Origin of the sequence: Halocynthiibacter namhaensis (assembly GCF_000812685.1) — a bacterium.
In the GTDB taxonomy this organism is placed as follows: Bacteria; Pseudomonadota; Alphaproteobacteria; order Rhodobacterales; family Rhodobacteraceae; genus Halocynthiibacter; species Halocynthiibacter namhaensis.
This window is the reverse complement of sequence record NZ_JWIF01000016.1, coordinates 47192-60748: the sequence shown is the minus strand read 5'-3', so window position 1 is coordinate 60748 and position 13557 is coordinate 47192. Positions and strand designations below refer to the sequence as shown.

At 53.3% G+C, this 13557-nt stretch carries 14 protein-coding genes; 10 read left to right on the top strand and 4 right to left on the bottom strand.

Translation table 11 applies throughout. The annotated features are described in order from the left end of the window. Positions 1-24: 24 nt before the first annotated feature. The 5 genes from RJ38_RS03200 to RJ38_RS03180 all read left to right on the top strand — a co-directional run bounded on the left by RJ38_RS03200 (position 25) and on the right by RJ38_RS03180 (position 5591). Positions 25-2223, top strand: coding sequence for a dehydrogenase E1 component subunit alpha/beta (locus tag RJ38_RS03200; protein ID WP_039017448.1), 2199 nt, complete (start codon positions 25-27; stop codon positions 2221-2223). Further along, entirely contained in the window at positions 2224-3264 is a 1041-nt protein-coding gene (locus tag RJ38_RS03195; protein ID WP_039017447.1) for an ACP S-malonyltransferase, read from the top strand. It abuts the gene before it with no gap. Between the two features lie 39 nt (positions 3265-3303). Further along, positions 3304-4452 (top strand): aminodeoxychorismate synthase component I, encoded by a 1149-nt coding sequence (locus RJ38_RS03190; protein ID WP_082005610.1) that lies wholly within the window; start codon positions 3304-3306, stop codon positions 4450-4452. Continuing rightward, positions 4425-5066, top strand: a complete 642-nt coding sequence (locus RJ38_RS03185; RefSeq protein ID WP_039017446.1) for an aminotransferase class IV — start codon at positions 4425-4427, stop codon at positions 5064-5066. Before RJ38_RS03190 ends, RJ38_RS03185 begins: the two co-directional genes overlap by 28 nt. 75 nt (positions 5067-5141) lie before the next feature. Next, entirely contained in the window at positions 5142-5591 is a 450-nt protein-coding gene (locus RJ38_RS03180) for a YtoQ family protein (RefSeq protein WP_039017445.1), read from the top strand. Positions 5592-5670: 79 nt separating this feature from the next. Here the strand turns inward: RJ38_RS03180 and RJ38_RS03175 are convergent, their stop codons facing one another. Beyond that, on the bottom strand, positions 5671-6366 hold the full coding sequence (locus RJ38_RS03175) for a glutathione binding-like protein (RefSeq protein ID WP_039017444.1): 696 nt from the start codon (positions 6364-6366) through the stop codon (positions 5671-5673). 163 nt (positions 6367-6529) lie between these two features. Here RJ38_RS03175 and mscL point away from each other — a divergent pair, with 163 nt between their 5' ends. Next, positions 6530-6964: a large conductance mechanosensitive channel protein MscL gene (mscL, locus tag RJ38_RS03170; protein WP_039017443.1), complete on the top strand. Its 435-nt coding sequence runs from the start codon at positions 6530-6532 to the stop codon at positions 6962-6964. A gap of 484 nt (positions 6965-7448) precedes the next feature. On the opposite strand, the gene ald is transcribed toward mscL, so the two are convergent. After that, entirely contained in the window at positions 7449-8567 is a 1119-nt protein-coding gene (ald, locus tag RJ38_RS03160; protein WP_039017467.1) for an alanine dehydrogenase, read from the bottom strand. 141 nt (positions 8568-8708) lie between these two features. Here ald and RJ38_RS03155 point away from each other — a divergent pair, with 141 nt between their 5' ends. Next, on the top strand, positions 8709-9167 hold the full coding sequence (locus RJ38_RS03155) for an Lrp/AsnC family transcriptional regulator (protein WP_039017441.1): 459 nt from the start codon (positions 8709-8711) through the stop codon (positions 9165-9167). A gap of 7 nt (positions 9168-9174) precedes the next feature. Here RJ38_RS03155 and RJ38_RS03150 read toward each other — a convergent pair whose 3' ends face one another. Together RJ38_RS03150 and RJ38_RS03145 are read right to left on the bottom strand one after the other, a co-directional pair. Further along, positions 9175-9693 carry a peroxiredoxin-like family protein gene (locus RJ38_RS03150; RefSeq protein ID WP_039017440.1) on the bottom strand — a complete coding sequence of 173 codons (519 nt, stop codon included), beginning with the start codon at positions 9691-9693 and terminating at the stop codon, positions 9175-9177. A 76-nt stretch (positions 9694-9769) separates the two neighbouring features. Continuing rightward, the gene (locus RJ38_RS03145) at positions 9770-10615 is read right to left on the bottom strand and encodes a DMT family transporter (protein ID WP_039017439.1); all 846 of its coding nucleotides are present in this window, start codon (positions 10613-10615) and stop codon (positions 9770-9772) included. A gap of 260 nt (positions 10616-10875) precedes the next feature. Between RJ38_RS03145 and RJ38_RS18750 the strand changes: the two genes are divergently transcribed. The 3 genes from RJ38_RS18750 (at position 10876) to RJ38_RS17965 (ending at position 13479) form a co-directional block, all read left to right on the top strand. Beyond that, positions 10876-11046 (top strand): hypothetical protein, encoded by a 171-nt coding sequence (locus RJ38_RS18750; RefSeq protein WP_156121734.1) that lies wholly within the window; start codon positions 10876-10878, stop codon positions 11044-11046. Then, complete coding sequence (locus RJ38_RS17970) at positions 11040-11996, top strand: calcium-binding protein (protein WP_052245158.1); 957 nt, start codon at positions 11040-11042, stop codon at positions 11994-11996. Before RJ38_RS18750 ends, RJ38_RS17970 begins: the two co-directional genes overlap by 7 nt. 310 nt (positions 11997-12306) lie before the next feature. Next, complete coding sequence (locus tag RJ38_RS17965) at positions 12307-13479, top strand: calcium-binding protein (protein ID WP_082005609.1); 1173 nt, start codon at positions 12307-12309, stop codon at positions 13477-13479. Positions 13480-13557 lie beyond the last annotated feature (78 nt).

The window sequence follows — 13557 nt, the reverse complement described above, 5'->3', positions numbered from 1 at the left end:
CAAGTGGCCCCGGAAGGATAAATCATGGATCGCGCGGATATTGTGCATGAGGCGTTTCTTGAGCGGTTGACATCGGGGGCATTGCCCGGTGGGGCGGCGGCTGATGGGCCTTTGGCTGCGGATGAAGCCGTCGCGATTTTCCGGGCGCAATGTCTGTCGCGCAATCTTGATCGCCGCTCTCGCAAAATGCAGGCTGCGGGGCAGGGGTATTACACGATTGGGTCTTCCGGTCACGAGGGTATGGCGGCGGTCGCATCCGCGTTGCGCCCCGATGATATGGCGTTTTTGCATTACCGCGATGGGGCGTTTCAGACGCGTCGATCAGCCCAAGTTCCGGGCACGACGCCAGCTTGGGATATGTTGCTAAGCTTTGCGACATCTGTGGAGGATCCGATCTCGGGGGGGCGCCATAAGGTGTTGGGATCAAAGGCTTTAAATATTCCGCCGCAGACATCGACGATTGCTTCGCATTTGCCGAAAGCGGTTGGTGCGGCCTATTCTGTGGGGCTTGCGAAACGTGTGAAGCCGGAACACCAGGTGTTGCAGGACGACAGCATTGTGATGTGTTCTTTTGGCGATGCCTCATCGAACCATTCTACAGCGCAGGGGGCGATTAACACGGCGTGTTGGACGTCTTTTCAGTCGGTTCCGATGCCTTTGCTGTTTGTCTGTGAGGACAATGGGATTGGCATTTCTACACGCACGCCGCGCGGATGGGTTGCGGCGAATTATGAGAACCGTCCGGGGTTGAAGTATTTCCACGCCAATGGGTTGGATATTTATGACACCTGGCGTGCGGCGCGTGAGGCTGCGGATTACGTACGGACCCAAAAGAAACCGGCATTTTTGCATCTGACTTTGGTACGTCTGTACGGGCATGCCGGGTCGGACATGCAGCAGACTTATCTGTCGAAGGATATCTTTGAAGCCTGGGAGGCGGAGGATCCTTTGATGCATTCGGCGCGGCTTTTGCGGGATGCGGGCGTGTTGTCTGCGGATGAGATCAAAGCGATTTATCTCGAGGCCGAGGCGCAATGTACGCGGGTTGCGGAACAGGTTGTGACGCGGCCAAGGTTGAAAACCGCAGAAGATGTGATGGCCAGTATCATTCCGCCGAAACGTGACTGTGCGCCAAGCAATGGGGTTGCGGTTGCGGATCGTGAAAAGGCGTTTGGAAAAAGCGATTTACGCGCGATGAATGAGCCGCAGCCCATGTCACGTCTGATCAACTGGGCGCTGACGGATCTGATGTTAGAACATCGTGAAATCGCCGTGATGGGCGAAGATGTTGGCCAAAAAGGTGGGGTTTACGGGGTGACCCAGAAGCTGTGTGATCGCTTTGGGCCGGACCGGGTGATTGACACATTGCTGGATGAACAGTCGATTTTGGGGCTGGCTATTGGCATGGCGCATAACGGGTTTGTGCCGATGCCTGAGATCCAATTTTTGGCTTATCTGCATAATGCGGAAGACCAAATTCGGGGCGAGGCTGCGACGCTTTCGTTTTTCTCAAACGGTCAATATACCAACCCAATGGTGCTGCGGATTGCTGGGCTTGGCTATCAAAAGGGTTTTGGTGGGCATTTCCACAATGACAATTCCTTGGCCGTTTTGCGTGATATTCTAGGTGTGATTATTGCTTGCCCAAGCCACGGTGCGGATGCGGCGAAAATGCTGCGCGAATGTGTGCGCTTGGCACGTGAGGAGCAGCGCGTTGTTGTGTTTGTGGAGCCGATTGCGCTGTATCCGATGCGGGATTTGCATGATGCGAAAGACGGTTCTAAAGACGGGGCCTGGATGGATATGTACCCCGCGCCCGATGAGAAAATTTCGCTGGGCGAAGTTGGTGTTACAGGCGATGGGTCATTGGCGATTGTGACCTATGGCAATGGGAATTACCTGTCGCAACAAGCGGCTAAAACTTTGGCCGACAAGGGAATTCAGACGCGTGTGATTGATATACGTTGGCTTGCGCCCATGCCTGTAGATGGAATATTGGCGGCGATTGAAGGAGCTGAAAAAGTGCTGGTGGTTGATGAATGCCGTACGACAGGCAGCCAATCAGAAGCCTTGCTTTCGATGCTGCATGAACGTTGCGATTTACCATCGGCGCGCCTGGCAGCGGAAGACAGTTTTATCGCCACAGGCCCCGCCTATGCCGCGACGATGCCGTCAGCTGACAGTATTGCACAGGCCGCGATCAAGCTTTGGGAGGGCAAGTAAATGTCAAAATTGACCGCAGTTGTCGTGGCCCCGGGACGGGGCACTTACAATAAAGCCGAGCTTGGATATTTAACGCGCAACCATGCGGATAAAGCTGAAATGTTTGCGCAGTTTGACGCGTTTCGGGCGCAGACGGGGCAGGAAGCTGTGACGGCGCTTGATGGGGCTGAACGGTTTTCTGGTGCGAAACATACGCGCGGTGATCATGCCTCGCCTTTGATTTATGCGGCGGCTTTGGCAGATTTTCAGGCGATTGACCGCGATAAGTTCGATATTTTGGCTGTGACAGGCAATTCCATGGGTTGGTATATCGCGTTGGCCTGTGGGGGTGCACTGTCGCCGATGGGCGGGTTTGAGGTGGTGAACACCATGGGCACGCTGATGCAGGAGAACCTGATTGGTGGGCAAATTATTTACCCGTTTGTGGATGATAATTGGGTGGAAGTCCCAGGTCGTCGAGGCGAGGTTTTTGCGAAATGCGCTGAGGTTTCGACGCGGGCGGATCATGTGTTGGGGCTGTCGATTGACCTTGGTGGGATGTTGGTTTTGGCCGGGAATGAAGCAGGGCTAGTTGCGTTCGAACGTGAAATGCCAAGATTGGAAGATAGGTTTCCCATGCGCTTGCCCAATCACGCCGGGTTCCATACGCATTTGCAGAAACCCGTGGCGGAACAAGGGCGTGCGCGTCTGGGTGCTAGTATGTTTGGTCAACCTGAGGTGCCTTTGATTGATGGGCGTGGGGCGATTTGGGCTCCTGGTGCTGTGAATAGGCATGCGCTTTGGGATTACACCCTGGGGCATCAGGTTTATGAACCTTACGATTTTACGGCGGCTCTGCGGGTGGCGGCGCGTGAATTTATGCCGGATGTGTTTATCGTGTTGGGACCGGGGGGAACGCTTGGTGGGGCGGTGGCGCAAAGCTTACTGACGGCAAATTGGCGGGGCATGTCGAATAAGGCGGGCTTCCAAGACGAACAAGCCCAGACGCCACGTTTGCTTTCTATGGGGCGCGATGATCAGCGGGCGCTTGTGACTGGCTAAACGTCGGATTATCATCTTGCGGGAAACCTATTCCGGGCTATGACTGGGCCGGAACTGAAAGGCGATTGCGTGCAAGGCGAGATTTTCTTTGATGATGGCCTATTGGGGCAGGATGCGGGTGGAACATGGTTTCGTGCGCCTAAACGTGTGATTTCTGCCGATACGGCCGAAGATGTTCCCGCGGCATTGCTTGCGTTGAATGATGCCGAGAAATCTGGCGAATGGTTGGCGGGTTTTGCGTCATATGAGTTGGGTTATGCGCTGATTGATAAGCTGCGTGGTCGTATGCCCACAACCCGTGATACCCCCCTTTTGTGCTTTGGCGTCTTTGATGAACCTCTGCCGGGCGGCGCGGAGATGTCCGGTGCGGCTGAGCTGTCGGGTCCCGCGCCGCGTTGGGACCTTGCACGGTATCGCAGGGCGTTTGACGAGGTGAAGCACTATATTGGGTCCGGCGATTGTTATCAGATCAACCTGACCTTCCCCATGGACAGCCAGATGTCTGGGGATGCTAAGGCGCTTTATGCGCAATTGGTTGATCGCCAGAAAGTGCAGCACGGGGCCTATGTTGATTTGGGCGGCGCACAGTTTTTGTCTCGCTCACCAGAACTGTTTTTTCGCACCGATGGGCGCATGATTGAGACCCTGCCCATGAAGGGAACGGTTGCGCGTGGCTTGTCGTCTGAGGAAGATGCAGCGCGCATAAAATGGCTGCAAAACGATGAGAAAAACCGCGCAGAAAACTTGATGATTGTTGATCTTTTGCGCAATGATATCAGTCGGGTTTCGATGCCGGGCACGGTGACAGTGCCGGAACTGTTCGACGTGCAAACATTCGCCACTGTGCACCAAATGGTCAGCCGTGTGCGTGCGCAATTGGCGCCGGATCAAGGTCTGGCTGAGATCTTCCGCGCCCTGTTTCCCTGCGGGTCCATCACGGGTGCTCCAAAGATCCGTGCGATGGAAATCATTGATGACCTCGAAGATTCCCCGCGTGGTATATATTGTGGCGCGATTGGATGGTCTGGCCCAGGCGGGCAGCGCAGCTTCAACGTGGCCATCCGTACCCTTAGTCTGTTTGATGAGGGGCGTGTGCGTTTGAATGTAGGCGGCGGCGTTGTCTGGGACAGCACTGCCCCCAGTGAATATGAGGAAGCATTGTGGAAAGCCCGATACGCCGAGATTTGATCCCAGAGGAGATTGAAATAATTGAAACATTTTTGCGCACCGCCGATGGTGTGATGCCGCGCTTGGAACGTCACGTGGGCCGCATGTGCTTGGCTGCCGGGCGTTTGGGCTTTGCCTATTCTGCGCCTGAAGCGCGCGAAATGGCGGCGCAAATATCGTCCAATGTTGCCCTGCGATGTCGGTTCGCGCTGACCCGACAGGGCCTGTCATTAACGACGTCCCCAGTGACCGTCGCCGCCGCCTCGTGGAAGGTCATGATGTCCAAAGGTGCCATTGATGAAAAAGACATCTGGCGGGGGATGAAAACATCTCAGCGTGCGATCTATGACCAAGCCCGCGCAGATATGCCATCCGGCATTGATGAAGTGCTTTTCTTGAACACGCGCGGGGCTGTTGCTGAAGGCGCAATCACCAATATTTTTGTGAAGGATGACAAGGGCATGCTGTTGACACCCCCTGTATCCGCTGGGGCTTTGCCGGGGGTTTTACGTGCGGATTTGCTTGCGACGGATCAGGCGAAGGTTGCGCGATTATCCCTGCGTGACCTCACCGAATCCAAGATCTTTTGTGGCAACAGTTTGCGTGGCTTGATTCCGGCAGAATTGGTGCTTTGATCTGTTTTGGCTGGCACTGAATAGGGGATGGTTTAAGATACGCCACATTGGCTTTGACACAGATGGGACACAGCGATGACATTGAATGTTTACCTCTCGGGAGAGATCCACACAAATTGGCGCGAAGAAATCATGCAAGGTGCGGCAGACCTGGACGTGAGTTTTTCTGCTCCGGTGACGGATCACGCATCGTCCGATGATTGCGGTGTGGCGATCTTAGGTGCGGAAGAAAAGAAATTCTGGCACGATAATTTGGGCGCGAAAGTCAACGCAATTCGCACGCGTAAAGGCATTGCCGATGCGGATGTGGTGGTCGTGCGTTTTGGTGAGAAATACAAACAATGGAACGCGGCTTTTGACGCAGGCTATGCTGCGGCTTTGGGCAAAAGCGTGATTGTGCTGCATGGCGCGGATCACCAACATGCGCTGAAGGAAGTTGACGCGGCGGCACTGGCCGTATGCGAAGACCCACGTCAGGTCGCTGAGATCTTGCGTTATGTTCTAAGTGGTGAGTTGCCTGTTTGACCGGGCCTGAACACACGCGATTGCATTCAATGTAATCGCGTGTGTTCATGTGTTATCTCGTCGTCCTATCGCTGTATGGTTAACCGACCTGAGGAATCTTGAGACCTTTTTGCACAGCGGGGCGGTCCATAAAACGTTCTAGCCATGCGACGACATTCGTATGTTTGTCGAATTCCAGTAGCTCTTTCGCGCCATAGAAATCCAAAGCACGCAACCAAGGCACAATCGCGATGTCTGCGATGGAGTATTCACCCGCAATCCAATCGCGACCTTCCATTTGCTTATCCAGAACCGCAAGCAGGCGTTTGGCTTCGCCGATATACCGGTCACGTGGGCGCGGGTCTTCGATTTCCGAACCCGCGAATTTGTAGAAATACCCAAGCTGACCCAACATCGGGCCAAGGCCGCCCATTTGGAACATCAGCCACTTTAGAACTTCGTATTTGCCAGCACCTTGGGGCATCAACTTGCCGGTTTTTTCAGCGAGATAAATCAAGATCGCGCCACTTTCAAATAGACCAACCGGGGCACCATCGGGGCCATTTGGATCAATGATCGCAGGGATTTTGTTGTTGGGGTTGAGGGATAGAAATTCGGGGCTTTGCACATCGGCATCAGACAGTGTCACAAGATGGGGTTCATAAGCCAATCCAAGTTCTTCCAAAGCGATGGAGATCTTCACGCCGTTCGGTGTGGGGAAGGAATACAGTTGGATCACATCCGCATTTGCAGCAGGCCAACGGGAGGTAATGGAAAATTGAGAAAGATCAGACATGGTGTTTCCTTTTTAAGTCGGGCGTGTGAATTCTGTCATTTATACCGATTGGGGAAATGTAGGCACGATTTCCCCCGAGAACAGGTTTGGATATGTGCGCCGGGTGCAGTATACATCTGCGCAGGCGAACAGCCACTGGGGCTTGTACATAAGGAAACAAGAAATGTTAAAAGAATTCAAGGACTTCATCGCAAAAGGCAACGTCATGGATATGGCTGTTGGTCTGATCATTGGTGCAGCTTTCACAGCGATTGTGAAATCTCTGGTTTCTGATTTGATCAATCCAATCGTTGGTCTGTTTACGGGCGGTGTTGATTTTACCAATAAGTTCATCATCCTAGGCGGTGACGGCACGGTTTATGCATCATTGGAAGCTGCGCGCGAAGCAGGGGCCGCGGCCTTTGCTTGGGGTGCCTTCATGATGGCGGTCGTCAATTTCCTGATTATTGCTTGGGTTGTCTTCATGATGGTGCGCTACCTGAACAAGGTAAAAGAGGCCGCAGCGAAAAAAGAAGAAGAAATTGCGGCGGAAACCCCCGCTGGACCAAGTGAGATCGATGTTTTGCTTGAGATCCGCGATTCTCTTGTTAAGAAGTAAAGTATATCGTGCAGACGGGGGGCGCAGGTAAATTACTCCGGTAACCCTCCGCATACAGGTTTGGGCTCGTCAGCAATGACGGGCCCGTTCTGTTTTTGGGGAGATGATTGGCATTTCCCCGCTGGAAGCGCCGTTATTGAAAGAAGTTGCCGATCATTTTTCTGACGCGGATCGAGATTCGTGAGAAGAGTAAACCCAATGTATCTCCGAAATATATAAAAATGATCATTCCAATTACTGCGATTGGAAAACGCTCGTGATGCCAGGTTTCAGGTTCCCACATATATACGCCCCCCAGTGTTATGACCAAGAAGCAAGTGCCGGAAATACGGTTCATCTAATCTCATATCCCTATGTGAGTATACGCTATCAACAGAAGCAATGCTTCCTGCCATCTATGCAAGGCATAAAAAACGAGTGTACCAACAAAAAAAAGGGCCGGAGGTTTCCCCCCGGCCTAGGTGTTTGATCATCAGGAGAGAGATCAGATTTCTAGTGCTGCTTCTGGTGTGATGCTGTCCATGTTCAGCGCTTCGCCGACGGCTGCGTAGGTCAGTTTGCCAGCGTGTACGTTCAAGCCGTTCAACAGGTGGCCGTCATCTTTACAAGCTTGTTTCCAGCCTTTGTTGGCAAGGGCCAGCATGAAGGGAAGGGTCGCGTTGCCAAGGGCAATGGTGGATGTACGTGCAACCGCGCCGGGCATGTTGGCCACACAGTAATGCATCACGCCGTCGACCTCATAGATGGGGTCTTCGTGGGTGGTGGCTTTGGATGTTTCAAAGCAACCGCCTTGGTCAATCGCAACGTCCACAAGAACAGCACCTGGTTTCAGAGTTTTCAACTGCTCGCGTGAGATCAACTTAGGTGCAGCGGCGCCCGGGATCAGAACTGCGCCGATGATCATGTCAGCGTCTGCCGCCAATTCAGCGGTCGCACCAGCGGTAGAGTATTGGTTCTTGAATGTGCCGCCAAAGACGTCGTCGAGATATTTCAGACGTGTCAGGGACCGATCAAGAACAGTGACGTCCGCGCCCATACCAGCTGCGATTTTCGCTGCATGCGTACCAACAACACCGCCACCGATGACCAGAACTTTCGCAGGGGCCACACCAGGAACGCCGCCCATCAGAACACCGCGACCGCCATTGGCTTTTTGCAATGTATATGCGCCAACCTGTGGGGCCAAACGACCGGCAACTTCGGACATTGGGGCAAGCAAAGGTAGGCCGCCATTGCGATCAGTCACAGTTTCATACGCAATCGCAGTACAGCCGCTTTCGATCAGATCGTTGGTCTGTGCGGGATCGGGTGCCAGGTGCAGATATGTGAACAACAGCTGACCCTTGCGCAGCATCTTGCGCTCGCCTGGTTGTGGTTCTTTGACCTTAACGATCATGTCTGCAACTGCGAAGATCTCAGCAGGGGTCGCCATCATGGTCGCGCCAGCCGCGATATAATCTTCATCCGTAAAGCCAGCGCCGACACCGCCGCCTGCTTCGATGAACACTTCATGGCCGTTGTTTACAGTTTCCAAGGCCGCGGCCGGTGTCATACCGATGCGAAATTCTTGGGGTTTGATCTCTTTTGGGCAACCGATTTTCATTGTGTGATCCTCACTCATTTCTCTTAAGGCAGACTGTCGCAAGGGCCGCACGCAATTGCTTGGGTAATTATGGGGTGTAATTCGGGTATTTTTGAAGTATCTTCGATGCTGAGTGAAATTATTAGAAGAATCCACGAAGATATGAGCATCGACAGCGTAGATCGACGAATACTGATTCAACTTCAAAAGAGTGGCAGAATGTCCAATGCGGAACTGGCCGAACGGATAAATCTGTCGGCCTCGGCCTGCCATCGTCGCGTGCAGCGTTTGGAAACGGAAGGGTACATCAAGGATTACGTGGCGCTTTTGAACCCGCGCAAGCTGGGCCGTCCGACAACGGTCTTTGTGGAAATCACATTGGCCGCGCAGGCGGATGAGGTCTTGGACGCTTTTGAACGTGCGGTCGCAAAAATTCCAGATGTGTTGGAATGCCACTTGATGGCCGGGAAGTCGGATTATGTGTTGAAGGTTGTCGCGCTGGATACCGAAGATTTCGCCCGTATCCACCGCCAACATTTGTCGCGCCTGCCCGGGGTGACGCAGATGCAAAGCTCCTTTGCCCTGCGCACCGTTTTCAAGACAACCGCGCTGCCGGTCTAAGGTCGAATTAACCGGCGTAATCGCCACGGATTGGGTAGTTGTTTTCGCGGATGTATTTCACGCCGCCGGCAATCGCACCCATATCCGGGCGGGAAAATGGTGCGTTGGAAATATCTGCAAGGTGCAGAACACCTTGGTCATTCACAACAAAAAGGCCCGGTTCCGCATAGGGGCGGTCGGTTTCCGCCGCGCTGCGAGGTTCTGAAATATAAAGACCCAGTTCTTTCATCTGCTCAATCGACAGGCCATAGGCCACTCTCGCGTCCAGTTTGATGTCAGAATGGAAATTGCGGGCTTTTTCTTCGGGGTCGCCGGACACGACTGTGATCTCAACACCGGTTTCGGTGAAGGCTGCAACATGTTTCTGCATGGCCTTCAGTTGCAAGCGACACAGCGGGCAATGCGCGCCGCGATACACCAGAACAAGGGCCCAATTGTCGCCGGATGCTTTGCCAAGGGTGACGTTTTTGCCAGATAGGGTTGGCAGCGTGATTGCGGGGAAAGTTTTACCAGTTTGCGGTTTCATGTTTTGTCCTTTGTACGTTTCTGGCCGCAGAGTGACCGTATCGTATCAAAGGTGCAAATCGCGATGTTGTGATGTGTCAACCGGTTCTGCGTAGCAATAGCGTGGCAAAACCCGATGCGAGCAGCAGTGCAATGCCTGCAAATCCTAGGATATCTGGCCATGTGTTGAAGATAAGGGCCCCGAAAACCGTCGCAGAAATTAATTGAAGGTAGATGAAAGGGGCAAGGCGCGAAGCCTCGGCCCGTCGATAGGCCATGACCAGACAATAGTTCCCAATGGCAGAGCCAAGCGCGCTGATGAGAAGGGGGATGGTGAGGGCGTGATCAAAACTTGGTATGCTGATCAACCCCATAGGTGTCAGCAACAGCGAGCCGATCACCAGTTGCGATAACAGCATTTCTAGCGGGCGTGCGCGGTCGGCCAGCCAACGACTGGCGGTTAGGTAGCTGCCGTAAAATACCCCAGCAATTGCTGCGTAGACTGCCCCAACACCCATGTCTGGACCGGGCCGAACGACCAATACAACACCGCAAAACCCCAGTAAAAGAAGCGCGGTTCGTTTGCGTTCCAAGCGTTCTCCAAGCAGGAAGCCTGATGCAAAGTAACTTAAGATTGGGCCTAGGAAGAAGATTGCAAAAACCACGGCAATGTCTTCCGTGCGCAGGGCTGTCAGAATGGATGAAATACCGCCAGTGATGAAGGCGCCCCGGAGCCAGACCCGCCAATCAAGATACAGGTGCAAATCGAAGCGCCCGACGATGGGCATAAATACTAACATCCCGATGAGGAACCGACTCCAGGCGACAAAGAATGGCGAGACACTCAGCGTTGCGGTCAGGATTTTACCCGCTGCATCCCCACCAGGGATGAGCACCATGGCAGCACATATAAGGGCGATTGCTGGGAAAAGAGAACGATCCATGTCGCAGGTGTCCCAGTTTTTCCGGGTGCGTGCAATATGTGAATGGCCGTTGATGCCTGACGGGCCGTGCGGAATGACTGCATTTTATTTAATTCAATTCCAAATTTAAATTACATTTTAAAAACGAATATTTACGGAGAAATGATTTGTAGTGAATTTACGGCTAATAAGGTCGGTGATTTTGAGACAGAAGTGTTTTTAACGAATGTTCCATTGGTTTGAGGATCGAATTTTGAGTAGGTGCGAGGGATTGATTTATCATGATTGGCCTGATCGGTATTGCTGGCTTGCTGTACAGTGGCGTTGCTTTGAGCATGTTTTGGGATCTTGAAACAGATTCCCAGACCGACCCTGATGAAGGGGGGGGCAATGCGGGGGGGGGGCGCATGGCGCAGGTACGCAGCAAGGGACGGACGGAAACGATGTGTTAACCGCCGATTTGGGGGGGGATACCCTTCATGGCAGGAATGGGCGCGACACGCTGATTGGGGCGGATGGAGACGATCGAATGTTCGCGGGCGCAGGCAATGACGTCGTGGCTGGTGACGCCGGTGATGACTTGCTCATGGGCGGCGGTGGAAGTGATCTACTGAATGGTGGTGGTGGAAGTGACCGGGCCTTTGGTGGTCGAGGCATTGATACTATGTCTGGGGGGGATGCCAGTGATCTGATGTTGGGCGGTGCCGGCAGGGATGTGATGGCAGGTGGGGCGGGGGCGGACCGCATGTTCGGTGGCGATCATTATGACATCATTAATGGTGAATCTGGCGATGATCAAATCCACGGTGGCGATGGTCAAGACAGCCTATACGGCGGGGTGGGGGACGATAAGCTTAATGGCGAACAGGGCGGTGATATCATATTTGGCAATGCAGGTGACGATGAGCTCATTGGATTTTCTGGTGATGATGTTTTGATCGGAGGCGCAGGGGAAGACACTATGAACGGTGGCGTGGGCAATGACGTTCTCATCGGATGTGAAGGGGTGATCGACTACGTTGTTGATCGTCATATTGTAACGTTGGCAGGACACAAAGACGTAGAAAACGGGGCGGCGCAGGACAGCTTGATCGGAGGCGCGGGATCTGACGTGATCTATCTGGGTAACGGAGATGTCGCCACAGGAGGTGCCGATGCTGATATATTCAAGCTCGGGAATTGGTTGCGCAGCTCAAATCTCGCGGAGATTGCGGATTATGATGCGTCGGAGGGGGATGGGATTGAAGTGCTCTACGATCCTGCAAAGGCGACGCCCATGATTGCTGTGAATGTGAACGGATCTGATGCCGAGATCCTCGTCAATGGCGAAGCCGTCGCGCGTGTGATCGGCGCTGGATCGACATTGCAGGTTTCCAGCATAAAACTGACCCAGCTTGTGTAAGTGCAGTATTGACGGGACTGCGGGGTATCCCGTCTGACATATGTGCGAGGGTTACACGCGTCATTCAATGGCAACACACACTAAGCGAGAGCCAGTTGCGCTGAGCATGAAACGAGCACTGAGAAGAATTGCGATCCCGCTATAGGTGTGGACAAAATCCAACAGTCGCATTTGCGGTTAATCATGTCACAACAATTTCGTTGAATTACCTTGTTTATTTGGATAAGCCTGAATTAACTATCGAAAAATTTGCGCTTAGTGAGTCTATCAGCTTCGCGGTGAGTACATTGTAATTGGAAGGCCGCATAAGATGACGGGAAGTATTGGAATATTGATGCTGTTGATGGGTGGCGTAGGAATCGCTGCATTGATGGGCGGTTCGTCTGATGATTCTGACGACTCAGGTATTACACGTGATGGCGCACCGACGGACGATAAATTTACGGGAACCAGCGGCGCTGACCTTCTAGACGGAAACGATGGGGATGACCGTCTTTTCGGATTGGGCGGCGATGATACTTTGAACGGTGGCGAAGGTGATGATGTCATTCTTGGTGGTGCTGGTAAAGATGTGATCGATGGTGGCGCCGGTATCGACAAAATCTTTGCTAACGAAGGTGACGATACTGTTGAGGGCGGCGACGGTGATGACGTCATTGATGGCCAACAAGGCGTCGACACAATCCGTGGTGGCGATGGCGTTGATACAATTTGGGGCGGCAGTGGCAAAGACACCATTTATGGTGGTGATGGTAATGACACGATTGATGGCGGCGCGCGCGCCTCTTCACCGACCATTGAGGACCCGAGCAATCCTGGAACACAGATCCCTAATCCCAATCCCAACCCTGATAATGGTATCCCTGACTCAGCCGATATCATTTTCGGTGAAGGTGGTGACGACCGTATTGAGGGCAATGGCGGTCAAGATGCACTTGATGGCGGTATCGGGGTTGACACTATTTTTGGTGGCAACGGTGACGATGTTTTGATTGGCGGCGATGGTGTTGATACCATGTCTGGAGACGACAACAATGATGTGTTGTTTGGCCTTGAAGGCGCTTTTGACACGCTGCTTGACGGCAATAAACTTGGCTTGGCTGGCTATCAGGGTGGCGAGACGAACGCTGCTGCGGATGAGTTGAACGGCAACGCAGGTGATGACACATTATATGTCGGCAACGATGATGTTGCCGCGGGTGGTGCTGGTGCGGATAAGTTCGTTCTGGGCACATGGCTGAATGATGGAAATGCCGCTCGTATCACGGACTTTAGTGATACCGACGGGGATAGCATTGAACTGATGTATGATGGCAGCATCGCACCCACTGTTGAGGTTGTTGCAAATACCGCGAACCCTGCGAATGCCGATGTTGTGATCAAGGGGGTCGGCGCGGCACCTGATGTCGTCGTGGCAAGCATCACCGGCGCGGGCGGGATTGCGAGTTCAATTTCGGTTTCCACAGTTGCGGTTCCGACATAAGCGCTGTGAGATGATTTTTAGAGTTAAAGCCCGATGCAGATTGCGTCGGGCTTTTTCATGTGTAAGCGATCGTGACGT